The organism is Mesorhizobium sp. WSM4822, from assembly GCF_055811155.1.
In genome coordinates this window covers 118425-142006 of record NZ_JBVVQM010000001.1, presented here as the reverse complement: position 1 = coordinate 142006, position 23582 = coordinate 118425, and the positions used below count along the sequence as shown (strand labels likewise).

29 protein-coding genes and 1 tRNA gene are annotated in these 23582 nt (G+C 63.2%); 3 read left to right on the top strand and 27 right to left on the bottom strand.

Annotated elements, in window-relative coordinates; all coding sequences use genetic code 11:
- The first annotated feature begins 9 nt into the window (after positions 1 to 9).
- Positions 10 to 252 carry a hypothetical protein gene (locus tag AC0L3E_RS00850; RefSeq protein WP_473603954.1) on the top strand — a complete coding sequence of 81 codons (243 nt, stop codon included), beginning with the start codon at positions 10 to 12 and terminating at the stop codon, positions 250 to 252.
- On the opposite strand, the gene AC0L3E_RS00845 is transcribed toward AC0L3E_RS00850, so the two are convergent.
- The 19 genes from AC0L3E_RS00845 to AC0L3E_RS00755 form a co-directional block, all read right to left on the bottom strand.
- Entirely contained in the window at positions 253 to 567 is a 315-nt protein-coding gene (locus AC0L3E_RS00845) for a phage baseplate plug family protein (RefSeq protein WP_473603953.1), read from the bottom strand. It lies immediately after the preceding gene.
- Positions 567 to 1142, bottom strand: a complete 576-nt coding sequence (locus AC0L3E_RS00840) for a hypothetical protein (RefSeq protein ID WP_473603952.1) — start codon at positions 1140 to 1142, stop codon at positions 567 to 569. Before AC0L3E_RS00840 ends, AC0L3E_RS00845 begins: the two co-directional genes overlap by 1 nt.
- Positions 1142 to 3277 (bottom strand): phage tail tip lysozyme, encoded by a 2136-nt coding sequence (locus tag AC0L3E_RS00835; RefSeq protein WP_473603951.1) that lies wholly within the window; start codon positions 3275 to 3277, stop codon positions 1142 to 1144. Before AC0L3E_RS00835 ends, AC0L3E_RS00840 begins: the two co-directional genes overlap by 1 nt.
- Before the next feature lie 102 nt (positions 3278 to 3379).
- Entirely contained in the window at positions 3380 to 3880 is a 501-nt protein-coding gene (locus AC0L3E_RS00830; RefSeq protein WP_473603950.1) for a hypothetical protein, read from the bottom strand.
- Positions 3881 to 3888: 8 nt separating this feature from the next.
- Positions 3889 to 4320 (bottom strand): phage tail fiber protein, encoded by a 432-nt coding sequence (locus AC0L3E_RS00825; protein WP_224655066.1) that lies wholly within the window; start codon positions 4318 to 4320, stop codon positions 3889 to 3891.
- A 33-nt stretch (positions 4321 to 4353) separates the two neighbouring features.
- The gene (locus AC0L3E_RS00820; protein ID WP_473603949.1) at positions 4354 to 6312 is read right to left on the bottom strand and encodes a DUF3383 domain-containing protein; all 1959 of its coding nucleotides are present in this window, start codon (positions 6310 to 6312) and stop codon (positions 4354 to 4356) included.
- A 31-nt stretch (positions 6313 to 6343) separates the two neighbouring features.
- The gene (locus AC0L3E_RS00815) at positions 6344 to 7075 is read right to left on the bottom strand and encodes a phage neck terminator protein (protein ID WP_473603948.1); all 732 of its coding nucleotides are present in this window, start codon (positions 7073 to 7075) and stop codon (positions 6344 to 6346) included.
- Positions 7075 to 7347 (bottom strand): hypothetical protein, encoded by a 273-nt coding sequence (locus AC0L3E_RS00810; protein ID WP_473603947.1) that lies wholly within the window; start codon positions 7345 to 7347, stop codon positions 7075 to 7077. Before AC0L3E_RS00810 ends, AC0L3E_RS00815 begins: the two co-directional genes overlap by 1 nt.
- On the bottom strand, positions 7347 to 7742 hold the full coding sequence (locus AC0L3E_RS00805; RefSeq protein ID WP_473603946.1) for a hypothetical protein: 396 nt from the start codon (positions 7740 to 7742) through the stop codon (positions 7347 to 7349). Before AC0L3E_RS00805 ends, AC0L3E_RS00810 begins: the two co-directional genes overlap by 1 nt.
- Before the next feature lie 4 nt (positions 7743 to 7746).
- A complete protein-coding gene (locus AC0L3E_RS00800; RefSeq protein ID WP_473603945.1) occupies positions 7747 to 8328 on the bottom strand; it encodes a hypothetical protein in 582 nt (193 codons plus the stop codon).
- Between the two features lie 16 nt (positions 8329 to 8344).
- Positions 8345 to 8785, bottom strand: a complete 441-nt coding sequence (locus AC0L3E_RS00795) for a hypothetical protein (RefSeq protein ID WP_473603944.1) — start codon at positions 8783 to 8785, stop codon at positions 8345 to 8347.
- A gap of 4 nt (positions 8786 to 8789) precedes the next feature.
- Entirely contained in the window at positions 8790 to 9179 is a 390-nt protein-coding gene (locus tag AC0L3E_RS00790) for a hypothetical protein (protein ID WP_473603943.1), read from the bottom strand.
- Positions 9180 to 9189: 10 nt separating this feature from the next.
- The gene (locus AC0L3E_RS00785; RefSeq protein ID WP_473603942.1) at positions 9190 to 9615 is read right to left on the bottom strand and encodes a DUF4054 domain-containing protein; all 426 of its coding nucleotides are present in this window, start codon (positions 9613 to 9615) and stop codon (positions 9190 to 9192) included.
- Between the two features lie 26 nt (positions 9616 to 9641).
- Positions 9642 to 10079 (bottom strand): hypothetical protein, encoded by a 438-nt coding sequence (locus AC0L3E_RS00780; RefSeq protein WP_473603941.1) that lies wholly within the window; start codon positions 10077 to 10079, stop codon positions 9642 to 9644.
- A gap of 28 nt (positions 10080 to 10107) precedes the next feature.
- Positions 10108 to 10473: a hypothetical protein gene (locus AC0L3E_RS00775; protein ID WP_473603940.1), complete on the bottom strand. Its 366-nt coding sequence runs from the start codon at positions 10471 to 10473 to the stop codon at positions 10108 to 10110.
- Between the two features lie 882 nt (positions 10474 to 11355).
- Positions 11356 to 11432 (bottom strand) — tRNA-Met (locus AC0L3E_RS00770).
- Positions 11433 to 11487: 55 nt separating this feature from the next.
- The gene (locus tag AC0L3E_RS00765) at positions 11488 to 12582 is read right to left on the bottom strand and encodes a hypothetical protein (RefSeq protein ID WP_473603939.1); all 1095 of its coding nucleotides are present in this window, start codon (positions 12580 to 12582) and stop codon (positions 11488 to 11490) included.
- A 71-nt stretch (positions 12583 to 12653) separates the two neighbouring features.
- Positions 12654 to 13604: a structural cement protein Gp24 gene (locus AC0L3E_RS00760; RefSeq protein ID WP_473603938.1), complete on the bottom strand. Its 951-nt coding sequence runs from the start codon at positions 13602 to 13604 to the stop codon at positions 12654 to 12656.
- 73 nt (positions 13605 to 13677) lie between these two features.
- Positions 13678 to 15051 (bottom strand): DUF2213 domain-containing protein, encoded by a 1374-nt coding sequence (locus tag AC0L3E_RS00755; RefSeq protein WP_473603937.1) that lies wholly within the window; start codon positions 15049 to 15051, stop codon positions 13678 to 13680.
- 78 nt (positions 15052 to 15129) lie between these two features.
- Between AC0L3E_RS00755 and AC0L3E_RS00750 the strand changes: the two genes are divergently transcribed.
- Positions 15130 to 15408, top strand: coding sequence for a type II toxin-antitoxin system RelE/ParE family toxin (locus AC0L3E_RS00750; RefSeq protein ID WP_140663671.1), 279 nt, complete (start codon positions 15130 to 15132; stop codon positions 15406 to 15408).
- Entirely contained in the window at positions 15408 to 15719 is a 312-nt protein-coding gene (locus tag AC0L3E_RS00745; protein ID WP_473603936.1) for a HigA family addiction module antitoxin, read from the top strand. Before AC0L3E_RS00750 ends, AC0L3E_RS00745 begins: the two co-directional genes overlap by 1 nt.
- A gap of 589 nt (positions 15720 to 16308) precedes the next feature.
- On the opposite strand, the gene AC0L3E_RS00740 is transcribed toward AC0L3E_RS00745, so the two are convergent.
- The 8 genes from AC0L3E_RS00740 to AC0L3E_RS00705 all read right to left on the bottom strand — a co-directional run bounded on the left by AC0L3E_RS00740 (position 16309) and on the right by AC0L3E_RS00705 (position 23519).
- On the bottom strand, positions 16309 to 17130 hold the full coding sequence (locus AC0L3E_RS00740; protein WP_473603935.1) for a phage head morphogenesis protein: 822 nt from the start codon (positions 17128 to 17130) through the stop codon (positions 16309 to 16311).
- 258 nt (positions 17131 to 17388) lie between these two features.
- Positions 17389 to 18969 carry a DUF1073 domain-containing protein gene (locus AC0L3E_RS00735; protein WP_473603934.1) on the bottom strand — a complete coding sequence of 527 codons (1581 nt, stop codon included), beginning with the start codon at positions 18967 to 18969 and terminating at the stop codon, positions 17389 to 17391.
- Complete coding sequence (gene terL, locus AC0L3E_RS00730; protein WP_473603933.1) at positions 18966 to 20459, bottom strand: phage terminase large subunit; 1494 nt, start codon at positions 20457 to 20459, stop codon at positions 18966 to 18968. The genes AC0L3E_RS00735 and terL overlap by 4 nt, the downstream gene beginning before the upstream one ends.
- A 3-nt stretch (positions 20460 to 20462) precedes the next feature.
- Positions 20463 to 21110 (bottom strand): helix-turn-helix domain-containing protein, encoded by a 648-nt coding sequence (locus AC0L3E_RS00725; RefSeq protein WP_473603932.1) that lies wholly within the window; start codon positions 21108 to 21110, stop codon positions 20463 to 20465.
- Complete coding sequence (locus tag AC0L3E_RS00720; protein ID WP_473603931.1) at positions 21107 to 21307, bottom strand: hypothetical protein; 201 nt, start codon at positions 21305 to 21307, stop codon at positions 21107 to 21109. Before AC0L3E_RS00720 ends, AC0L3E_RS00725 begins: the two co-directional genes overlap by 4 nt.
- A gap of 44 nt (positions 21308 to 21351) precedes the next feature.
- Positions 21352 to 21498 (bottom strand): hypothetical protein, encoded by a 147-nt coding sequence (locus AC0L3E_RS00715; protein ID WP_473603930.1) that lies wholly within the window; start codon positions 21496 to 21498, stop codon positions 21352 to 21354.
- Positions 21488 to 22228, bottom strand: coding sequence for a ParB/RepB/Spo0J family partition protein (locus AC0L3E_RS00710; RefSeq protein WP_473603929.1), 741 nt, complete (start codon positions 22226 to 22228; stop codon positions 21488 to 21490). The genes AC0L3E_RS00715 and AC0L3E_RS00710 overlap by 11 nt, the downstream gene beginning before the upstream one ends.
- Entirely contained in the window at positions 22206 to 23519 is a 1314-nt protein-coding gene (locus tag AC0L3E_RS00705; RefSeq protein ID WP_473603928.1) for a putative antirestriction adenine methyltransferase, read from the bottom strand. The genes AC0L3E_RS00710 and AC0L3E_RS00705 overlap by 23 nt, the downstream gene beginning before the upstream one ends.
- Positions 23520 to 23582 lie beyond the last annotated feature (63 nt).

Below are 23582 nucleotides of genomic sequence, written 5' to 3'. Positions count from 1 at the left end.
GTTACGCACATGTCGAAAGTCCTTGCCGTCGCGACGGCCGTCCTCCTCGCCTTCACCGCCGCGCCAGCGCTCGCGAAGCCGAACAAGGCCGCGCTCGAAAAGTCCTATCTCGAACTGAATGAGCAGTGCCGTGGCGGCTCCGGCGATGATCCCGACACCATCAAGGCGTGCGATCAGCGCGAGGCGGTGTCGGCGCAGCTGCGCGAACTCCACGTCTGCTTTGCCGGCGACCGGTTCAAACGCTGCAGTTGATCAGCCGACGCCCGGCGGAAGCTCGCTCGCCGACACGTAGGCGAGGCTGTAGCGCGTGCCGAGCCCGGTATAATACGGGTCCGTGTCGCCCTGGTTGTCGATGAAGAGCAGATCGCCGGAGAAGCCCAGATACAGCGACCGGACGATCCGGTTGAGGTTCTGGCAGATCACGCCGCCGATCACGAGCACGTTATCGACGTAGAGGTCGATGAACAGGCCCGGCTGCTTTTGGTAGAGGCTGATCTGCGAGACCTGGCCGTCCAGCGTCACGCCTACCGCTTGGTTCGGCACCGCCTGCAATGGGATGATGACCATCAGAAGCCTCCAATCGGAAGTCCGGAGCCCGGCTGGAATTGCGCCAGCTGGGCCGTGCTCGCCGGCGTCGTCTGGACGGTACCGCCGTTGACCTGAGAAGCGCCGCTCGGATCCTGGGTGTTCGACATCGCGGCGCCGACGGCCTCACGCACTTCGATCAGCCAGATATCGACCGACAGAAGCCCCATGCCCTCATTCGAGCGCCGGGTGTAGTCGTAGTGCGTGAAGTTGCACGAGAGATAGACCGCCTCCGGTGTCACCACGTCATAGAGGTTGGTGTCGCCGGCGACGGCGGCGATCGACGCCAGCATGGCGGCGCGGTTTGCCGCCGATCCGCCGGCCGTGAAGCGCAGCCGCGCGTCATAGGGGATTTGCACCTTGTCGTAGCTGGCAAAGGCCCCCTGCTCGACGGGGAAGTCAGAGATCGACCATTGCTGGCGATACTGCACCTCCACGACGTTGTCGGCGATGATCACCGGCACGCCGCCGAAATAAATGCCCCACGGCTGCTGGCCGAACGCGCTCGACAGCAGGCCGACGGCATCCTGCGTCAGAAGATCAAGAATGCCGGCCATCACGCCAATCCACTGTTTGCCTGAGCGGCGAAGAGACGCCGGTTGAGCGCGTCGTTGATATCGGAGGCAACGCCATTGGCGTCGGTCGCCTGGGAGTGAACCTCGACCTTGCCGATATGGTTTTCAACCGAGCTGGTCGACGTCGTGGCGGAATGCGTGCTCGAGATGTTCGAGAGCGCCGCGGCCTTGGCGCCGGTGTTGATCCCGCGCATGCCGCGATACGTCTTGCCGGTGAAGTTGTCCGAACCACTCCAGGAGCTGTAGCCCTCGGCGCGCTCGTACATCGATGCGCCGGTTGCTCCCTGCGCGTCGGTCTTGGCGTTGCGCAGCGCACGGCCGGCCGCACTCTCCGGACCGTTCAGCTCGGAAAGCGAGAACTGCAACTGTGTGTCGAAGTCGTTCCAGTTCTTGCCGCGTGCCTTGGCAAAGGCCATCAGGCGCGCCTTGCGAGGGCCGAGCCATTGCGCCATGCCCGTGGCGCCGATGCTGTTGACCGTGCCAGGACCGCCGCCTGCCTCGACATTCATCCAGCGCGACACCAGACCGCGCGCGCCGGAATCCGACAGGCCGCCGGCCGTGAGCGTCTGGTAAGCCTGCGATTGCCGCTCGGGCGTCCACCAGCCCTTTGTGCCACGCGAGGCACTTTGAGGGCCGCCGACCGCATCGCCACCCGCGCCGCCAGCGGCTGGGGTGCCGAAGGCGTTGCGCGCGCCAGCGCTCAACATGCCGCCGATGCCGCTCACCAGGTTGCTCCAGAAGCCGCCACCGTCGGTTTTCTGGTCGGAGATCGTGACGGGGAGCGGGTTGCCCCTCGAAACGGGCTTGCCGTCGACCGTCGTTTCGGCACCGTGCCCGTTATGGAAGCGCGATTGCGGGCCGCTGCGATCCCAATGTTTCATCTGGGTGATCGTGTCGATATCGCGATCGGTATAATAAACGCCCTTCCCTTTCCCCTGCGGGGTATCGCCAGAGAGCGTAAGCATGGCCAGGAAGGGCGACAGCTTGCCCATGGGCCCCATCAAGCCGGCGCCGGCAGCACCTTCACCAGCGGCCGCCGCCGCGCCACCGCCGGCACCGCCGCCGAGCAGCATTCCGCCCAGCATGCGCATGTTGGCGAGAACACTTAGGAACCGGGCTCCGGCCCACAAGCCGAAGAGGATCTCGGTGGTCTTGATGATCCCGCCGAGCCCGTCGACGACTTCCTTCGCCCCGTTGGCGAAATTCTGCATGCCGGTGCCGACGGCGTTCCAGTCGATCTTTTCGAGGAAGTCGATGAATTTCTTCACCGCATCGACAATGCCGGTCTGAATCCAGTCCCGGTTCTTCTCGATCCATGCCGACATCTTGTTGGCCGCGTCGACCAGGACCGGGCCGAGCTTGTCATAGATGGCGTTGGCGAGCGCGATGATGTTCTGGAGTAGCTCCTGCCAGCTGGCCTGGAGCTTCTGCGCGGATTCGATGGCCGCGTTGCTCGGCGACAGGCTCTTCTGGAGCTTGTCGAGATAGACGTCTATGCCGGCGCCCATCTTGTACATGAGCTGTTCGGTGGCCGGGTCGATGCCCAGCGCCTGCGCAACATTATGAGCCGCGCCGGCGTCGATCTGGTGCAGCCGCTGCAAAGCCGCCGCGACATCGGACAGGTAGCGATCGAGCCCATGGTTGGGGTCGATCCTCATGCCGGTCCAAGCTTGCAGCTGGGAGAATTCGCGCGGCAGCGCCTCGCCGTTCTTGTTGAGGTTGTAGAGCTGCTTGTTGACGCGCTCCAGCGTCGTTGCTGTCTGATCGGCCGAGCCGCCGAAGCGGTCGGCCGCGTTCTCCCAGGCCGCCAGCCGCTGGGGCGATTCCCCAAGGCTCGAGGCGAAACGGCCAAGCGAGGCGTCGGCGTTCGTGATCTTGCGCACGAAATCGCTCAGCGCCTGCGAGCCGGTCACGACGGCGAAGAGTTCGAGCACGCGCCGCGTGATCAGGTTGACCGTCTCGGCAGCCTTTTTCGAGCTGTCTTCGACCTGCTTGCCGCCCTTCTGGAAGCCAGCAACGGTTTTGAGCCAGGTCTCCGACGTCTTCTTCTGCTGGTCGTTGAAGTTCTTGGGATCGAGGCCGAGCGTGACGATCAGGCTGTCAATGACCGTTGGCATTCTCGTCTCTCTTCCTGAGCAACATCATGTTGTGGGCGTCGACCATCGCCACCTCGAGAAGGTCGTGGACGTCCTCGATCGACAGCCATTCGTCGAGTTCTCTTAGGGTCGTTTTCCCCTTTGAGAGAACTTGACCGATTGCCCTGGAGACGTTTCCGTATTCGAGGAGCTGGACTCCGGCGACTGCGTCGAGATCAATTTCGACTTCGTGCCGGCTGTAAAAAAACCGACGTGAAGGTTGATTACCTCCTGTCGCAGCTGGATCAGCGTCGCGATCTCCTCGACATCACCTTCGATAAGCCCGCGCTGGATGAGGGCGTTGCGGGTATCGGGCTTGATGGTCACGCATTCCATCATCTCGTCGAGCAGGGGCTCGGCATCCTCGAAGGCCATCTTGGTGATCGCCCGGATGCCGACGATGGCAATGCCCTGCATGCCCATGGCGGCGAAGTCGTCGGGTAGCTCGACGCCGGAACGCGCCACGGCGAGAAGGGCGCGCATTGCCCACTTCTCCGCACGCGTTGCCGCCATCTCCTTGATGTGGAACGTCTTGCCCTCATCACGACCTTCGTCGGTGATGGTGATGTCGATCTCTTTACGCATGACTTACCTCAGTTCGGGACGCTTTGAACGCTCTGCCAGCGGATCGCGAAACGGCGCGGCTGCAGGATCTTGGCCGCCCCCGGCATCGGGGGCATGCTCACCAGGAAGCCCTTGGTGGAGATGTACGAGCGGCCGAGCGACGGCAGCGTCGTCGAGCCGTTGGCCGTGTAGACGTCCTTGGCCTGGATTTGCGTGGCCGCCCAGGTTTCGAAGAAGGCGATCGAAGGGGAATCGGCCTGCAACACGAAGGTCTGGTTGGTCGGGTTGTAGACAAACCCGCCCGACAGGATGCCATCGACGCCCATGGCGGTCTCGACCTGGTCGACACTGTCCATGTCGTAGATGTTGTCGGCGGCGAAGCCCTGCAACTGCACCGGGGTTGGGAAGAGGTTCGGCACGGCAAGCGTAATGACCGCGTTCGCGGCGGTTAGGGTCGACATGATCTGGCTCCTGACGGGGGGATTGGTTGCCGCTTACTGGACGAGGGTCGAGGTAAGCTCGATCTTCTGGACGGACTCGCCATCCATGTACCAGAAGTTGATAGGCGGGCTCTGGCGGGCCTGGCGCACCTGTGGGGTGGCGTCCTTCACCTGGAGGTACCAGCCTTGCAGCTGGAGGGTGTCGCTCGCCCGGAGGCCAGCCGCCGAGTTGATCTGCGCGATCTGGAGCGCCGACAGCGTGACGCCGGCGCGGATGGCACCGAAATTCAGCGCCTGGTTGATCGGGTCGAGGCATGCCGCCTTGATCAGCTCATAGCCGGCCGCATTGTACGGCACCGAGTTGATGTTCTGGAGCAGCTCCATGAGGGCAAGCTGGAGCTGGTTGTTCAGCCAAATCTGGTTGATGTAGCTGTCCAGCCATTCGAACTCGCCCGACACCGTGCCGTTCTGGAACTCCAGGAACTGCTGCGCTGCCGTCGCGTAGGCGCCGTAGAAATTGTAGCCGTTGGCGAAGAGGTTGTTGGCAACCGCGGCTGACGTTACGCCGGCCACGAGGCCATCCTGCCCCCGGAAAGCGAAGGTGATGCGCCCATTGGTCTGCTGGAAGTCGATCGAGGCGGCCGAGCCGCACACGAAGGCCGCGATCTGCGCCGGCGTGGTCGGGCCGCCGTCGGGCTGGTAGATCGCGCAGGTACCGTCGAGGTTTTCGCTCATGACGATGTTGCCGAAGGTCGAGGAAGCGTTCGCGCCTTCGGTCGGCACGATGTTGGTGTCCCAAGCGATATAGGCATAGCGCTTGTTGGTGTTGTTGACCCACTCGGCAAAGGCCAGCTTCTGCGCCGTGTTGGAGCCCGCATCCGGGTCAAACATCGTCATGAAGGTCGCCCAATTCTGGGTGATCTGGGTGATGCCGTCCATGAAGGCCGCCGGCGTCGTTCCCTCCGCGCCCTGCGACAGCGTTGCGCCGGTCGCCTGCGTCAGGAAGAGCTTGTCGGCAACCGAGCCGGTCGCGAAAGCGGCCGACGATGCAGCGCCGGTGATGCCGGAGGTGATGACGAAGCCGCCAGAGACCGAGTCGTAGGCGACGTCCAGAGGCGTAGCCGAGGCCGTGACGGTAGCGCTCGCCGCCGTCTGCGTGGTGTCGACGATATAGGTGCCTGCCAGGCCCTCGCCGGTGCCAAGCTGCGTGATCAGGGTGCCAGCGGTCACATTGGTGCCGCCAAGCGTCTGGCCGACCGACAGCGTGCCGTTTTCGACCGCCGTGACCGTGAGGGTGCCATAGGTCGTGGCGACCGCCGTGCTGGCCACAACCTGCTCGGTCGAGACCGCATATTCACCGATGCCGCCGGGCGTGCCCGAGAGCTGGTTGGTGATCTGCGTGCCGGCCGCGACGCCGGTACCGGACAGCACCGCGCCCCTTACCAGCGAGCCCGAGGCGACCGCCGTCACATACATGACGTTGCCGTCGATCGAGGCCGTCGCCGATGCCGTGCCGGCCGCGATGGAACCAGTCACCGACGCGACTTGCGGCAGGCTGGTGTTCAAGGCCGTGGTCATCAGAGCCGCCGCCGCCGAGAAGCTGGTTGCGGGCGACAGGTCGAGCGCGCCAGCGGTGTGCACATAGCCATCGACGTTGACGATGAGCGTGCCGCTCAGCGCCTGGAGCTGGGCAAGCGACAGCTGCGAAGCCTTACCGCCGCGCAGATAGGCCGCGACCGCTGCCGAGGCATACTGCGCGAACAGGATGGTTGCCGGCTTCTGGGTCGAGTTGTTGTAGCCGTTGAAATAGATCGCCGCGATCTCGGCCTCTTCCGAGGACGCGCCGAAGTAATTCGACACCGAGATACCGTCGTTGGGGAAGGACAGCACCACGCCAATAGGAACGCGGGTGTTTTGGGTCAGCACGAGGCCGTTCATCACGAGCGCGTTGCCGCCCGCATTGAGAACGTTCGGGATCACGTTCACAAGCTGCGAGGCCGGGATGGTCGTCATGGACCAGGTCCTTTCTGTTTCGATTGAGGGGTCAGGCCGGCCAAGTTGCTTCGACGGGGAAAACGTCGATCACGGCTTGGTCGGCAAACTGTTGCGGCAGGCCGAGTGCTTGGTTGGCCTGGATATGCACTTCGAGCACGTAGCGGGTTTCATACTGCTGCTCGCCGTTGAAGAACGGGACTTGCTTCGGATCGTCGGCATAGAGTGGCGCGCCATCCAAGCCGGTATCGGCGAAGTAGCGTGTTGCCCGCTCATCGCGGATCAGGGTCGCGATCGTCTGCGCCATATCGGAAGCGCTGCCATCCGACGCGCTGTGCACGTCGAGCTGGATCACGATGTCGGTCGGCTGCGTGATGGACTCCGCACCGCTCGATAGGGTCTGCGCCGTCACGGTCTGCGCAGGCGATACGGTATAGGTACCGTTTCCGCCGGGCGTGCCGCCGATCTGCGCACTGATCAGCGTGCCATCGGCCACCGGGGCTGCGAAGACAGTCGCCCCCACCAGGAGTATGCCGAACGATACATGTGTAACGGTCATAACCGTATCGTCGATTGACGCCTCGAACGCGCAGTCCTGGTACGTGTCGAAGTTGGTCGAGAGCCGGCCGCGGCGGATGACGTTCATGGTGACGAAATCGCCGGCCGGCTCTGGGACGCGGTTGTCCTGAGCCGTCACCACCTCGACGCCGGCGGGCAGGTATTTCAGGAGAAAGCCGCGCAGGACCGTCTGGATGGCCGATTGGTTGGGGACCGGGCCGCTCATCAGGCGCCGGTGCCGATCCCGCGCACCGTGCCGTCGACCGCGCCGAGCGGCATGCACCAGAGCACGTCGCCGGTGCCGAGCGGGAAGGTCGCGAAAATCTCCGACAGCAGCACGAATTCCGTCGAGCCCACCGCCGGCTCAGCGGCCGCGATGGCGGCCTGCACATTGCAGACGCTGGTCTTCTGCAGCTGGACGTTCGCATAGGCCGCGCCGGCGGCAACCTGCGTCCAGACGCCCGTCGGGCATGGCACTGTGAAGGTCGCGTTCGCCATTATGAGGCTCCATCCACTTGTAGGGTCAAGGCGCACTTGCACCAGTCGGGCCACGACTCGAGCACGTGAGCCACGAGCCAGGTGTTGCCTTCCGGGAAGGTGCCGGCAGGGAAGACGAATAGGTCGCCGCCGGTTTGCAGCTCGCGCACCACGCCGAGCGCCGAACCGTTGAGGTAGACGGCGCGCCGCACGCCCTGAATGTTGAGGCCGTCGAGCAGCTGCAGGTCGCTATAGCTCAGCGCCTGCGCCTGCAAAGGGACGCCAGGAACATCGTCAAAGCTCGGCGTGCGCGTGCCGTCGGCCGCCGTGGCATAGCCGGTGGACCGTTTCAGCGTGGCGGTCACGAACGGGTTGACCGTTGCGATCGCCGCCGAAACGATCCCGTGGAGGTTCATCTGATCAACCGACGCGGTAGACCGAGAAGGTGTCCACGCCCGTGCTGCGGAAGCGCAGGATCCCGCTCGACGGGATGGTCGGGCCGCTGTGCGCCGGGAAGTCCATCGAACCCACCAGCGTCATGCCGGTGTTGGTGGTGATGGTCGCATCCTCGGCATCGACGATGGAGGTGTTGATCACCGAGACATCGAAGCTGTCGTTGACCTGGAAGTCAGCAGGCAGCGCGTTCTGGAGTGCGGTACCGGTCGGCAGCTGTTGCGCGGAGGCCGCGCCGGCGCCCTGGGCAATGGTGATGATGCCGGCCAGCAGGTCGGCGGGTGCCAGCGTGCCGGAGACAGTGTGCGCGGCCGGTGCGCCCTGCGTGGTGCCGACCTGTGCGGTGGCCGTCCAGATGGCCGCGCCGACGGTCGCATCGACGCAAAGCCATGCGGTGTCGGTGGCGGTATTCACCCAAGCCGAGCCGACCTGATAGCCATCATTGGCATCGTCATTGATGCCAGGATCGGTCACGGCTTCGAAGTTGTTGTTGAATGCCAGATCGGCTTTGATATCGCCGATGTTGCTCGAAAAAAGGACGGCTCGCATCGTCTTGGTCTCCGGTTCAGGATTTTACCGCGTAGTCGACCGAAGCCAGCATGTGGCCTGTGTCCACTAGCTGCTTGTCGTTGCCCTTGCGGGCGATGGTGGCGGGTTGCAGTGCCGGGCCGTCATACGAGGCAATCGCCGCCTGCAACTGGCCCTTGAGGGCCGCGCCAGCTTGGCCCAGCGTCTTGTCGGCGTCGTAGTCGTTGGCGACCAGGAGGTTGCCCACGGCGTCAGGCCATTCGGGGCTCTTGTCTTCGATCATGCCCCTGAAAAACGGCCGGGGCGGCGTGTCGCTGGTGCCGAATTCATTCAGCGCCGCGACCAGCGGGACGGACGTGCCGTCGGGATAAGTCGAGCCCTCCAGGAAGCCGACATCGACAGATGCGGCCTTCTGGAGGTTCTTCGAGATTTCGGCCAGCTTTGCGGCGAGCTTGTCGCCGCCGGAGAGCTGCACCATGGCCTTACTGCTTGGCCGGGTCGGTCTGATCGGCCGCCGCATCGGCGGTCTTTCCCTTGCCGGCCTTCGACTTGGTGTCGGCAGCGGGATCGGCAGCGCCGGCAGCGGCATCTGCGACCGGCTCGGCCGGGGTCTCGGCCGGCGGCTGGGTGGTGCCAGCAGCGTCAGCGACCGGAGGCGTGGCAGGAAGCGTTGCCGGAGGCGTCTCGGGACCGGCGGTGCCGGTGGTGCCGGCGTCGACGAGAGCAGCGGTTTCCGCCGGCAGCGGCTCCTCGGCCACGAAGACGGGCTCCGGCGAGACGAGGCGAAGGCTGCGCTCGAGGCCCTTGATGCGATCCTCGGCCGACTGTTTGAAGGCGCGAAACTCGCGCTGCAACTGTTGGAGCAGGTCCATGACGGTTCCTTTACTGATTGAGCCACGGGTTGAAGACGCGGACCGGCCGGGGCATGTAGCGCATGGTCCGGTAGGAGGCTGTGCCCTGCCAGAAGGCCGCGCCGAATGGGGTCTGCATGAACCATGCGTTGCTCGGCGTCATGGGGAACTCGGCCTGCACCGATACGCTGCCCTCGGCAGCATTCGACACACGTCCCACGATCCCGGCCGGCGCCTGTCCGTTGGCGCCGTACATGAGCTGGCAGATGTGCGCGACCATGAGGTTGAGCAGCGTCGTCTGCGTCTCGGCCTTGGTGACGGGTCCGCCGCCATCATTGCGGCAATAGAGCACCGCCACCGGCAACGCGCCCTGCTCAACCTGTGGCTGGGTGAGCGTTGCGAACTGCGGGAAGATCGCCACGAAGTTCGCGTAGCTGAAATCGACGATGACGCCCATGACGGACCTCCCTGGGCGTTGTGGTGTTAGGCCGCGACATCATCCTTCTTGTAGGCCTGGATGCCGCGCGGCAGGTTGTTGGGATCGATCGGCTCGAAGCCCGATTTCTGCTTGTCGTGCTCCCTGATGAAGCCCTCGACCATGTCGGTCTCGGCATGCGCCCAGATGAGGTTGTTCTTGACCGCGTCGAGATCCTTGTTCTGGTCCAACCACTTCTTGAAGAAGTCGGCGTCGACGTTGTGGGTCAGCGCGAACGCGCCCTGTACCGCGGCCGGCGCCTGCTCGGTGCGGCGATCGTAGCGGCGGCTGTAGCCTTTCAGAACGACCGGCTCGCCAATGACCTGGGCGCGCTTCACCTTGCGAAAGCCGCCGCCGGCAGTTGGCTCGTTCATGTCCTCCATCGTGTGGAGACGCATGATCAGACCATGGGGCAGCTTGCAAGCGACGGTTACAGTGGAAGACATTGTTGTACTCCGGTTGAAAGAAACAGCGTCAGGACAGCGCTTCGTCGACCACGCGATAGGGGCAACGCAGCAGTGCTGCGATCTCGGTGCGCCGGCGGCCGATGCTTGCCAGGCGCTTGATCTCGTCGATCCTGTTGACGTCCGCGCCGATCTGCTCGGGCTCTGCGATCTCGTCGACCAGAGCGTCAGCAATCACCATGCGCGGCTTCTGGTTGAGGTTCGGGCCGGGCTTGCGGCAGTTGGCCAGATTGCGCCGGCGCACGTTTAGGCGCGCGGCGAGTTGGCTGGGGTAGCTCTCCGAGACGCCGAACCGTTTGGCGATCTCACCGGTTCGATCGCCGGCGAGATAGGCGGCGATGATCCCCTGCCGTCTCTCTTCGCTAACACTGTGCATTGCGGCTCCTCGAGGCGTCCGGGCCGCGCCAGAGGCGTTCAGAGGTGCCCCCACCAATCAACACCAATGACGCGGCCCGAAGGCTGGAGCGGATGCCAGGTGTCAATCCTGGCTCAGCGCCTGTGGAACAGGCACCTCTCACGGAGCATCCGCAAACTGTGGTGGGAGACCCGCTCAGCGCACCCGGCAAAAAGCGCGCCGAGCAGGTCCCCTGGCTCCCCTTGCGGGAACCGGTGCAAGGCTGCGTTTCCGCGCCTCGCTGTCCTGGGAGGACATCTTGAATTTCGAGGGCGAGCGTGGTGCCGGTCCGTCCGTTTACCCGCTCGCCCCATACGGGCCTGCGTTCCCGCTTGTCGGCGCAATCACACAAGCATTTGCGCTCGTGGAGTTTGAACGTTTCACGGTCGTCGCGACCGCCTTTATGTTCAAGGAGCCCCCGGCTAACGTTTCGGTGTCCCGGACCTCTACCCGTGACCGCGTGAAGCGCCGTCACCGACCTTTTCAACCCCTTCTCGCTGGGTTGACCATCTACCAGGTCGGCGTTCAGCCGCCGCGCTGTCGTCTTCCGCCCGCTATCGTAGCAGACCTCGAACCTGGCATTTTCTTTGCCCTTTCGGGCGAATTGGATGGTGGGTGCCGGGTTTACTCCCCACCGAGCGATTTCTCGGCCCGACTCTGCCTGTCCGTTCCGCGCACGTCTCCGGACCCAGGGTCAACTGCTCTTGCCGTCTAGATCGGCCGTCAATGCAGGTGCGCACCCTCAAAACTGTTGCCCGGTCTCTCAACCGGGCTGGGCCAGATGCTTGCCTTTAGCGCCATCCTCGCCTTGCAGGTCTCGCTTTCAGCGCCAACGCTTCGACGAGACCGTTCAGGGTCCGGATTTGGTTGCGGGGGTCCGATTTGAACGGACGACCTTCAGGTTATGAGCCTGACGAGCTACCGGGCTGCTCTACCCCACGGAAGTGATTTGGTGCCGAAATGGTTACAATCCGGCACCAACTGTTGTCAAGCGTCTTAGATGCCGAGCATCTGGGAGATGCCCATCGGCTGGCGGATGATCGCGCCCCATGTGCCGCTGGTCATCTTCTTCTTCCACGAGGACATCGCGCGGATGATCGGGTGCGTGCGAAGCTTTTCGTTGAAGGAGCAATAGCCGGTCTTCTGGCCGTCGATCGCGTCGGCGATCAGCTGCACCAGGTTGCCGCCCGCGATGCCCACCGGGTTGATTGCAGTCTGCGCGCCATACTGCACCGCCGTCTCAACGCGCAGGTTCGGGAAGTTCTTTTTCAGAAGATCCTCGACGTTGACGTTGAAGGAGTTGGTGGCGGTCATGGCCAGCTGCGATTCCGGCGACAGAGCCAGCGTCATCTTGGTCTTCTGGTCGATGAGACCGGCGGACTGAGTGACGAGCTGGAGCCAGAGCGACTGGATATCGGCGTAGATTTCGTTCGCCGTGGCGACGATCTGGCCGTTGTTGATCCACTTCACGCCGCCATACGCCTTCGGTGCCGGGGTGATCGGCGCCGAGAGGTTCGGGTCGTTGAGAAGGCCATAGTTCTGGAGGCCCTGCACACCCTTGAAATAGGTGGTGTTCAGGAAGCGGGCGAGCACGGTGGTGCCGGCGCCGTCGACCTCGCCAACCCAATTGACGCGGCCGAGGCCGGCGCGCTCGATCTCCAGCTCGCCATACTCGGCGATCGTCTGGAACAGGTAGGACTGGCGCTGCGGCCAGTTCATGTTCGCGCCAGAGCGACCGTTGTCGTTGTAGTCGCCATAGCTCGACACTTCGCCCGTCTGCTCCACGGTCGGGAACATGGCGGTCTGGTCGATCCATGTGCCCTTGCGGGTTTCGCCGAAGATCTCGGCGGCCTGCGTCGGGGCGAAGAGGATGCGGTAGACCTCGGGGTCGACCAGCGTTGTCAGGAAGGCCGGAATGCCGGCGTTAGGCGACGTCGCCAGAGAGGGCTGCGCATCCATCGCGAAATGGTTGGTGCGGTACGCCTCGACCATATAGGCGCGGGCCTCGGGCAGGTAGATGCCGGCCGCCTCGAACATGGGGCGGTGCTGTGCCCACGTTGCGGCGGCCGTGTTGAAGTCGTGGAATTGCATGGTGGTTCTCCTCACAGACCGCCGGCTTCACGGGCCGGCGCGCATGGTTCGAGGTTGACGGGAGGGTTGGTTTAGCCCTGGGGCCAGGAGCTGATTTTCATCAGCTCGCCCGGCTGGGCGAAGGAACGCACGGTCCACTTGGTTTCGACGTTGGTGGCCGCGGTGATGGCCGTGGCGTTGACGACGGTGTTGACGTCGACGGCATAGGTGCCGGCGCCGCCGGCAGGACCGGTAAGCTGCTGGCGGATGGTGGTGACGGCGCTGATGCCGGTCCCGGTCAGGGTGTCACCGACGCCGAACACACCAGCGATGGTGCCGCCGGCGGTGAACACGCCATAGGTGCCGGCGATGACAGTGCCGGGGTCAACGTCCTGGTCGGGGATGTTGACCGCATAGGTGCCCACGCCGCCGGGCGTGCCGGTCAGCTGCGAGACAATCTTGGTGCCGCTGGAGACATCGGTGCCGGAGATGGTCGTGCCGGGATAGATCGTGCCCGAGTTGACCGCCGTGACCGCCAGCACATTGCCGACGATGGAGCCGACGAAGCCGCTGGTGGCGGCAGCGATCGAGCCCGCCGTGGTGGTCGCGCCGTTCGGCGAGCCGGTCGGTGCGGCAGTGGCCTTGCCATCGGCGTAGTTGGCATAAACCTTCTGGCCATCCATCGCCGGGGTAGCGCCGTTGTTCTTCACCCAGAAGTCGCCGCTATCGAAGACGGTGACCGGGAAGCCGGCCGGAACCAGCATGGTCGATTCCTGCAGATACTGCTCGATCAGGCCCTGCTGCTCGCGGTGGATGAAGCCGGCGACCGGGCCGGTGCCGAACGTGTTGACCACGGCCGGTGCGTTGTTGCTGTCGACCTGGACATAGCTCTTCCAGGCAAAGCGGCCGATGATGACGCCGAGCGCACCAGCGACCAGAGCACCAGCCGCTGCCATGACGGTGGTGCGGGGATTGGTGGAAGCGAAGTCGCCCTCAACAGCCGGGGCGGGATTGTAGGCGGCCTGCGTCTGAAAGCCAGACATGGGCGATTCTCCTCATGAAAAGAGCCGGCTCACTGGCCGGCTCGAAGGGGTTTCAGGATTTAAGTCGCTCGCCTTAGAGCGTCTTGACGATGTGGGTCTTGGTGGCCGGGAACATCTCTTGGAAAGAGCTGACGCCGGCAGCGTCCATGGCGACGGCAGCGGGTTTCTGCGCCTGGTGGGAGCCCGGCACCGGCTGAGCGCGGAGGATCGCCGGCAGCGCCGACGGGTGAACGCCGGCGATATCGACGCCAAGCGAGGAGAGCGCCGTGCGATAGACGGCTTCGGCGCTGTCATGGGCCATGGCCAGCTTGCCGATGTAGGGGCGAACCGCCTCTTCGGCGATGCGGATATCGGCCGCCGTCTTGATCATTTCGGCACGGACCTCGCCCTTGGCCTTCGACACGGCGGCGGCAATGGCCGAGTCCATGGCCTTCTTGCCAACCTTGTCGTCGTCGTCTTCCTCGGCGTCCTCGGCCTTTTTCTTGGCCTCTTCCTCGGCGTCATCCTCGGCCTTTTTCTTCTTTTCCTCTTCGTCGGCGTCGTCCTCGGCCTTCTTTTTCTTGGCCTCGTCGTCGTCCTCTTCGTCCATGGCTTCCTGACCCTCGACGCCGTCGAGCGCGACCAGGAGCGCATCGAGGCCGTCAAGCTTGGCGTCGGCCGCCAGCTTGCCCTTGGCAGCCTTGGCCACCGCTTCGACGATTGCCGGCCGCTGGGCCTTGAAGTTCTTGGCAGTCACGCCAGCCAGAGCCGGGCGCAGGTCGATCTTCTGATCGGCGGCCAGCTTGGGCAGGACGTGGGCAAGGATCGCGCCGTGGGCGACAGACGCCATGCGCGACAGCATTGCTGTTTTCTTCATCGTGATGATCTCCGTTTTGCTGTCGCCGACGACTACATCAGGCCCGGCGCGGCCTTCCTCGACCAACGCGACGTGATTGCCGGAAATGTCCCGCATCACGCCGTCGTAGGATTCTCCAGCCAGCGTGCCGGGCGTCATGTCGGCCCGGTAGCGATAGCTGCTCGATAGTTCTTTCTGCCGATCGGATTCGATCAGCGCGATTGCTGCCCCATCCCAGATGCTGAGCGGCGCCATGAGGTACGGCGCATGGAACTCGACGGCATCGCCAAGCGCTCCGACCACGGCTTCGCGCGGATGGTCCTTGGCGCTGATCGGAATGTGTTTGAGCAGCAGCGGCTTGCCGACGAATGTCGGAGCGGCCTTAGCCAGCTCCTCGGCATCGCGGTAGAGGTGATAGAGGCGTTCGGGGTCGAGCCCCAGCGCCTCGAAATCAGGGATTTCCCGCCCGTAGTAGGGGCACACATTGGCCTTCGAGATCGGCGTCATCTCGACGCGCAGGTGGCCGTCCTGGTCGAACGTGCGCACGCTGGCGCGGTCCATGGCCAAGGTGTCGCTGGCCGCGAGATGCTCGATCTCTTGCTCATTCGGCATCGGTCTGATTTCCTATTTTGTAAGGCCACGCCTCACAATCTTGTTGACCTAAAATGTGTAAGGCGCTACCTTACAAACATGCTCAAGTCTTTCCGAAACAAAGCCCTGCAACGCTTCTTCGAGACCGGCAGTCCGCGCGGTCTGAGCGTGCAAGACGACAAGCGGGTCGCCCGCATTCTTCGGGCCTTGGAAGCAGCCTCAAAACCGGAAGACATGGACCTTCCCGGCTATCGCTTCCACGGCCTATCGGGCGATCAAAAGGGGCGCTATTCTGTTCGAGTGAACGGAAACTGGCGCATCACCTTCGGTTTTGACGGCGAAGACGTTATCGAGGTCGAACTAGAGGATTATCACTGATGAACACTGCACCCATCAAGCGCGGCCTGCCCGCGATGCATCCCGGAGAGCTTCTGCGCGAAGATCTCTTGCCGGCGCTCGACAAGTCCAAGACCGAGATCGCCAAGCTGCTCGGTATTTCCCGGCGCACGCTCTACGACATCCTGGACGAGAAGCAGCCTGTCACCGTCGGCATGGCGCTGCGCATCGGCAAGCTGATGGGCAACGGTCCGGTGTTCTGGCTCAACCTCCAGCGCATCTACGACCTGGAGCAGGCAGAGAAGGCGATGAGCGCCGAGATCGAAGCGATCCCTACGCTGCACGCCGCTTAGGAAGGGCCGATGTTTCGTTGTACCGTCTCAGCTCTCGTTCTCATGCTGGCGGTGGCGCCATGCCATGCAGTGGCGGGCACCACCTTTGTCTACCGCTATGGCCTCAAGTCCAATTGCAACGTGGAAGTCAGGCCAGGCGGTGTGACGTGTCGTCACGATGTAGCGTGATAGTGACGCTTGGTCGTATTTTGGCATAAATATGAATGAAAAAAGGCTATGGAAAATAATTATCACCCATTTTCGGTTTTTATCGCGCCAGTATCGGCGAGTATCGTATATTTCATTATTAAGAGGGATATTCACTATGCTTTTCGCTATTTTTTAATTCTTGAGGTGGCGGCAGCATTATTCTATTTAATTTATACCTTACAATAAGGCGTTCACGAATTCGAGGAACTGCATCGTACTGGGCGATTTCCATGAAAGGAAAGGTCGAAGGTGATGGGCGGTAGCATCGCAGGTAATGTCGGGACGGGCATAAGCAGGGGGATGCCATTTACGGGCACGGTGCCTTGCGGCAGCAACTGGTGTTCGACGGCGCCGCAGCGTTTGTCGCAGAGGAGTACGACCGGCAAAAGTGACCAGCCGGTCATGAGAAGCCTTTAAGCACCGGCTTGCCGACGCATCGGCAGCCGGGCTCCTCGCCAGGCCGGATGAAGCGTTTGACCGCCGGGTCGTACCAGCCAGTCGAAATCTTGTAGCGGACCTTCTCGCGGCCAGCCTGGACGTGCGTGGGACGAGGTTCCTTCCCGCCGCCGCTGTGGTGCCATTCGGCTTCGTCGATGCCGAGCGCCAGCTCGCGCGCCGTGGTGAAGGCCGACGTCGCCTTGTTGTTCTGGTCGAGCGCGATGAAGGCCGCTTTCCGCCTCGAGATGCCAGAGAAGCGCTCCAGCTCCTTGACGAGGCCGCCAAGGTCGCGGCCGGTCTGCACCGACCGCATGACCGCGCCTTCCACCTGGTCGAAATACTGCGACGGGATCGACTTGATCAGCGAGACGTTGGCGTTGACCGTCGCGTCGACAACATCGCGCATCTCTGCCGTCATCCTGAATTCGACCGAGATGCCGCCATCGCGCAGGATCTTGCGGAGCGCCGCACTCGAACGTTTCTCGACCGACAACGCGAAATAGTCGCCCAGCTGGTCCGATGCGATATCGAAGCGCTTAGTCCACTGCGCGGCAAGCTTGCGGATCGATCGGCGCAGCGCATCCGCCGGCGTCTCATCCTGCGCCAAGCGGGGCGTATTGGCCCGGTAGGAGGCTGTGAGCCAGTAGACCACGCTCTTGCTCATGGCGTCGATCAGGCGCGTCAGGCGGCTCCTATAGGCCGCCTCGATCCCGACGTTGGGTCGGACGGGAGGCAGAACCTTTTCGTTCTGCTTCGCCTTCCGGCGACGTTCGAGGCTGGACATCACGATCCCTCAGCGTCTCGGCGATCTCGCGATCATCGGGCGTCTGTGCTTTGAGAAGTTCCCAGAGGTTGAGCGTGATCAAGCGGCGCCAGCGTTGTCCGTGTCGGGAGCCGCACTATCTGCCGGCTCCTCGGGCTTGGCAACACCGGCATCCAGGACAAACCGTTCCAGGTTGAGAACGGTCGACGATGGTCTCTGGATAGAAGCCCTCGCGCCCCACCATCTCCAGCAGACGAAGCCGGATTTCCCGCCTCTCGTTCATGCCGCCTCCTCTTGCTGGCCAGAGCCGCCCTTGACGACAAGGCCGTCCTCTTCCTCTTCCTCCAGGTCGGGCAAGTCCTCGACGTCGATCGACGAGAAGTCCGAGTCCGGATCGGCGGCAACGCGCTGGCGCGATTCCTCCGGCGAGATCACGCCGCCATCGATCAGGATGACGTCGCGCTCGGCCTTGGTCTTTTCGACCTCGGCCGCTTCCTTCTCGTTGGTCTCTTCGAGCTTTTCGAATTCGAAGCCGATGCCGGCGTCGGTCTCGCCCCAGAGCGAGATCATCACCAAGCCCAGGAGGAAGTGCAGCGGCTTGCGAAACAGCTTCTCCTGGAACGAGTGCACGTAGTCGTAGAAGACCTGAATTTCGCCCTCGGACGAAGCGTTCAGGCCCGCCGGCTGTGTACCGAGCAGCTTGACCAGCGGGATATGGCTGACCGATGCCATGTGCTCCTGCGATTGCGCCTGGAGCACGTCGAGGCCAGAGAGCGAGGCGGAGACGTTCTTGAAGTCTTCCGTGTCCTTGTCGATCATCATCAGGCCGCGATTGGACCTGACCAAATTGAAAAGTTCGGCGCGCTTGAAGAGCTGGTCGCCATCCGCCTGCAGGGTCTCTTGCAGGTTGCTCGCCAGCACAAACACCGTGAAGGCGCTTATGATGTCGTTGACCGACTGGCGCGTCTCCAGCCAGTTGTCGACATAGGGCTTCACCATCTGCGACAGCGACAGCCCGCCGAAGGAATACGTCGGCTTCAACAGGTCGGGGACTTCGCGGCCGATGAGGGTGATCAGCCGCGTGGTGTGGACCATCTTGGCCTGCACATACCAGGTGTCGGGCCGGTACCAGTTGTCCTTGAGGGGATCGTTCGAGTTGTAGTTGGTGGGGTAGCACCAGACTGCCTCGACCGTGCGCAGCGCCTGGATGGGCTTCTTCGAGAACTTCGCAATCGAGAGCTTGTCCCAGCCATCGCCGATCGACTTTTGCATCTCGGCAGGATCGTCGGTGTCGCCGGTGTCGATGTAGATGTGACCGCGGCCGAAGAAGCCATCCTGCTCGGCAGCGCGGCAGAACATGTCGCGCACGTTGAGGCGCTTGAACTCGTTCTCCAGCTCCGTGATCCTGTCGGCCTTGTCCTCCCCGTCGTTCGAGGTGAAGCGGATCCACTTGCGCGTCATCTCGCTTGCGATGGTCCCGGAGATCACCCGGTATTCCGGGCGCTGCGCCAGCTCCGACAGGTAGGCATAGCCGAGGAAGGTGATCCCCTCGGAATAGTAGCCGCTCAGCGCGAAGCCATTGGCCCAGGATTGAACCGCGCCGACGGCGCTGTCCATCGCCAGGCCGGTGTTGCCCGCCGGCAGAACGCTTGCCGGGTGCTGCGGCATGGAGAAGACCGACGTTTCGTGCGGTGCTGCCCCCTTCTTTTGGGCGCGCAGAGCCGACAGCATCGCTTCCGAGATGCGCGGGGCTCCACGCGTGCCTGGAGGCATCGCGGCAAGCGGTGCGGCCTTGGCAGGCTGAGCAACTGGCTTGCGCTTCAAGAGGCGGCGCGCGGCCCTGAAAAACCGCCTGATCATCGGTTGCCCGGCTGGGCAGCGCGTCGAAGGACGTCGTCGCTGATCACCATGGCCCCCTTGATGTTGAGCAGCCTCGTAAAGGCGCCGGAAGATGCGTCGACCTGGTCCATGAGCTTGCCGGCCGGGAAGATGCAGAGTTCGTCGAGATAGAGTTCGTTCCATTCGCCTTCGACGATGGAGACGTTCCCGTATTCGCACTGAGCCGAGAACGGCTCGGCGCGCGTGATCTTGTCGCCGGTTTCACCCTCGGCATGGACGCGGTAGCCGGCGAGGTCGGACACATAGTCCTGCACCTGCGACTTGCCGGCCTGCCCCGGATCCTGCGGCAGGCTGATGTTGACCGCCTTGCCGTCGATCGCGGCTTGCGCCTTGATGGTCTTGCGGACCGATTTGCCCTCCTCGCGAAGGGTGACGACATGGCCGACATAGTAGTGGCCGTCGGGATCGCGGCCGAGCTTGACGCCGGCGGTGCGTGCGCCAGTGCCGCCTCGCGTGCCGGCCAAGTCCCAATGGCGGACCCAGACCGTGCCCTTGGGGGCTTGCCTGACGAACTTGCCATCGAACCAGGAGCGCTTGAACATGCCGCCTTCGCGGGGCGCCGGGCGTTGCTGGAACTGCCCCGCCGAGGCGTAGCTGCCCATGATCTTCTTGTCGCGCTCGACCACGTGAGGCGGGAAGCGCTCGGGAAACAGCAATTCGCCGTCGACCTTGCGAGGATCCTGGAAGCCGATCGAGGTGTAGCATTTGCGCTCCGGCTCGAACTCCATCGGCAGCATGAGGTGCTCATAGCCGTAGTCGTTCGCCAGGATCACGCCCGACGGGTCGTCTTCGTGCAGGCGCTGCATGATGACGATGATCGCCGACGAATCGGGATTGTTGAGACGGGTCGGCAGCGCCTCGTGGAACGTGTCGTTCGCCGTCTGGCGCTCGACAGGCGACTTCGCCTGCGCAACCGAAAGCGGATCGTCGAGGAGCACGCGATCACCGCGAGAGCCCGTCATCGAGTTGAAGGCCATGGCTTCGCGGAAGCCGGTCTTGTCGTTCTCAAATTTGGTCTTGGTGTTCTGGTCCCCGATCATCGAGAACTGATCGCCCCAGCGATCGCGATACCATTTGGACGTGACCAAACGTCGTGTTTTGACGTTGTCGCGGATCGCCAGCGAGTCCTTGTAGGACGTCCCCATGAACCGCAAATGCGGCATGGCGCGCGGTCCCCACTCCCACGCCGGGAAGAAGACGCCGCACGCCATCGATTTCATGGTGCCAGGCGGCACGTTGACCAGGAGGCGCAGGATTTCGCCGCTGCTTACGGCCTCCAGGTGATCGCCGATGGCATCGATGTGCCATCCATGCTTGTACGGCTGGCCCGGCTCCAGGACATGCCATCCGCGCTTGATCATCTCGACCACGGAGCGGCCACAGGCCCGCCGGTCTAGCTCAATGCGGATTTCGTCCGGTGTCGGCGGGATGACGCCTGATATGCGCGCCATGTGTCACTTTCCGCCGGCTGTGCTCTCCCGCTTTTCTGCGGCGCGCAGCAGGATTTCCAATTCCTCGTCCGACATGTTGGCGAGATCGGGCTTCTGCCGCGTCTCAACCGGGCCGCCGTTCTTGCCAGTAGTCTCGATGCGCCGCACAAAGCCGCGATCCTTGCCTTTCAGCTCCAGGTACCAGCGCACGGTCTGCATATCGCCGGAGCGAAGCGCGATCACCACCTGGCCCTCGGCGACGTCGAGCAGCTCGTCCGCAATTTCGGAATCGGCCTCCTGGATTTCAGGGTGCTCGTTCAGGAAGGCGTAGAGCGTGGTGCGCCCGACGTTCAGCCGCTCGGCCGCGACGGTCTTGATGCCACCGCACTGGCGCAGCATCGCAATGACGCGCGGCACGTCGCGGGCAGTGAGCTTCGGCGATGCGCCGCCCTTGCTGGGCTCTTCCGCCTTCGCCTGTGGTGCCGGCTCAGGCTTGGGAGCGGGCTGGGCAGCAGGCTTCGGCTCGACAGGGGGCTTTGCCTTGCTGGCCGGTTTCTTCTTGCCCCGCGCCGGCTTTTTTTTCGGGCTGTCTTCCGCCTTCGATTTGGCCGGTACAGCCTTGGGCTTTGCGGTCGGCTTTGATGCCTTCACGCTCGACTTCGTCTTGATCACCGGACCACTCGCGCGTGTGAGTGTTCGGAATGTTCGGGATGGCCCTTTTTTTCGCTCCCCAAATCCCACCCCATGTAGACCGGGCCGAGAGGGGAAGAGATGACTGCGAAGCCATCCTGCAAAGCCTTGGCTGGCTTGGCGTTGGTCAACCAGCGCAAATGCGCAAACTGACCGAGAATGCTTGCTGTTGCGACCATGCTAACCACCGACACTGCGTTACACACACACGAATGCATTCCGATCACACGAACAGGACGCGTGCGAGACACACGAGGAAGCCGAACGCGAACAGTGCGCCGACGATGATGGCGGGCGTGGCGGAAGCGGGCGCGGCCGGCGTTGCGCCGGGCTCGGAGAAGCCGTGCAGGTTGGGAAGTTCATGCCGCATCGGGTTTGTCCTCCGCTTCCGCTTCGAGTTGATCCAGCCGCTCGCCGGCAAGGCGCGCCATGGCTGCGAGGGCAATGCCCGAGTTGACGATGTTGAGCCCCTGCTTGGTGCGCACGATGGTGTCGAAGAAGTCATCGAACCTCGACTGCGGGGCGGCATGAATGCGGAAGCGCTTCGCCCGCTTGGCGATGGCGTCCATTTCGACCTCGAACTGCACGCGGTCCTCGGGGAGGAAGGCGAACAGCAGCTCGTCGTATTTGATGTTCGCGCCGCCGAGTGCAGCAGCACCTGGTCCCTTGTCGCCCGAGAGCACGCTGTCATCGAGACCGGAGAACTTCTTCGCATCGATGTCGAGTGAGGCGTAGAGCTGAGCCAGCAGCGACTGGTCGTCTTCGCCGTTGATCGAGTTGTGGCTGAGCTGGATCGCCACCTTGCGCTTTTCGCTCAGATGCGAGGTGATCACGAGCGCGTCGACCAGCGGCAAGCCGGCCTCAATCGCGGCGGCGGTGCGGTGATGTCCCGACAGGATCTCGAGAGAGCCGTCCTTGTCCTGGCACACCAGGACCGTTGTGGTCAGTCGGCCGTCGATTTTGACGTTCTCGACAAGGCGCTTGAACATGGCCGGCGCCATGTAGTGCGCGTTCTGCTCGCGCCGGCGCAGCGCCTTCGGATCAACCTGCCGCGCCTCGACGTCGAGGGACTTCCAGTCAACGGTTGAAGTGCTTGCCATACCACCACTCGAACGCTTGTTGCGGCGTCTCATCGATGCGGGCGCCGACGTAATGCAGTCTGAATTTGCCTTCCGGCCCGTCGATCTCTTCGCGCTTGGTCTGCTCGAAGATGCCGCGATATTTCATCGAGACCGGATGCTCCGAAAACGCTGACGTCTGCACCTTGTTGAAGCGGTCGACGAAGCGCTTGCCCATGTCGCGCAGGATCTCGCCGTTGCAGGCGAGCCTGGTGACAAGCTTCGACAGCCTGCCCTCACGCGAGATGGAGAAATCCGACAGCAGGTAGATCGACTGGCGTGCGAATTTGTCGAGGTTGTAGATCAGGCCGCCGACCAGCATGTCATCGACGCGCACCAGGTAGTTGACCATGCCCGGCGTGTGGGTGATGCCCTTTTTCAGGTAGACGTCCTTGAGGAACGTCATCTGGGCCGCATCTGCCCGGGCGATCGTCACCACCGAATCCGCCTTGATCTTCTCGACGTCGATCGGCTTGTAGCGGAAGGGAGCCGACCGCGGCACGAGCTGCAGGAACGACGACTTGCCCGTCGACACGTAGCAGTAGTGCGGGTGGCCGCGGCCGGAGACGAACTCCAGCTCCGGTTTCAGATCGTCGTAAATCTGGTCCGAGAGGATGCAGTAAGGCACGCCCGCCTGCCGCACGCGCTCAATGAGAGCGCGCAGCGCCTTGGGGTCGAACAGCTCATAACGGGGAGCGTCCCATTTGATGTTCTCGGCCAGAAACTCGAACATCTTTTCGTAGCCGCCCTTGTAGAACGGCGGGTAGGAGAAGATGGCGGCCTTCCGCTCGATCGCCTCGTCCAGATGCTCGATCCAGTCGCGGGGCGAATAGCTCTTGATCGGTATCATCCCCGGCAGCTTGCGGACCTTTTCCAAGGTGCGCTCGACATAGCCGGCGAAGTTCGCGACCAGGTGGTTGCGGTGGCTGGTCTTGTAGACGTTGGCCTTGCCACCAGCGAAGCGGCCGAGATTGAAGGCGACGGCCAGCGCTGCGAGGCGCTGATCAGGTTCCCTGAAATCGAACTCGTTCACGAAGTCGAGCGCGCCGTGGAATTCGTAGTCGATCGGCTTGCCCAGCACATAGCCGGCAATCGCCGAGGAGTAGAGGCTGACGTCGTTGGAGTGCATCTCGACGCCGGGGAAAGTGGCCAGCGTGATCTGCTCGAACCGGAACGTCCCGGAACAGCAGTTGTAGACGCGGCCCCACTTGTCGACCTCAGACACGCGAAGGATTTGCGCGATGCATTCCTTCGGCACAACACCCTGAAACATACGTCCGAAACCCCGATTTTTTTCTTGCAATAGGGGTGTAACCGCATAAGTTCATATTGTAAC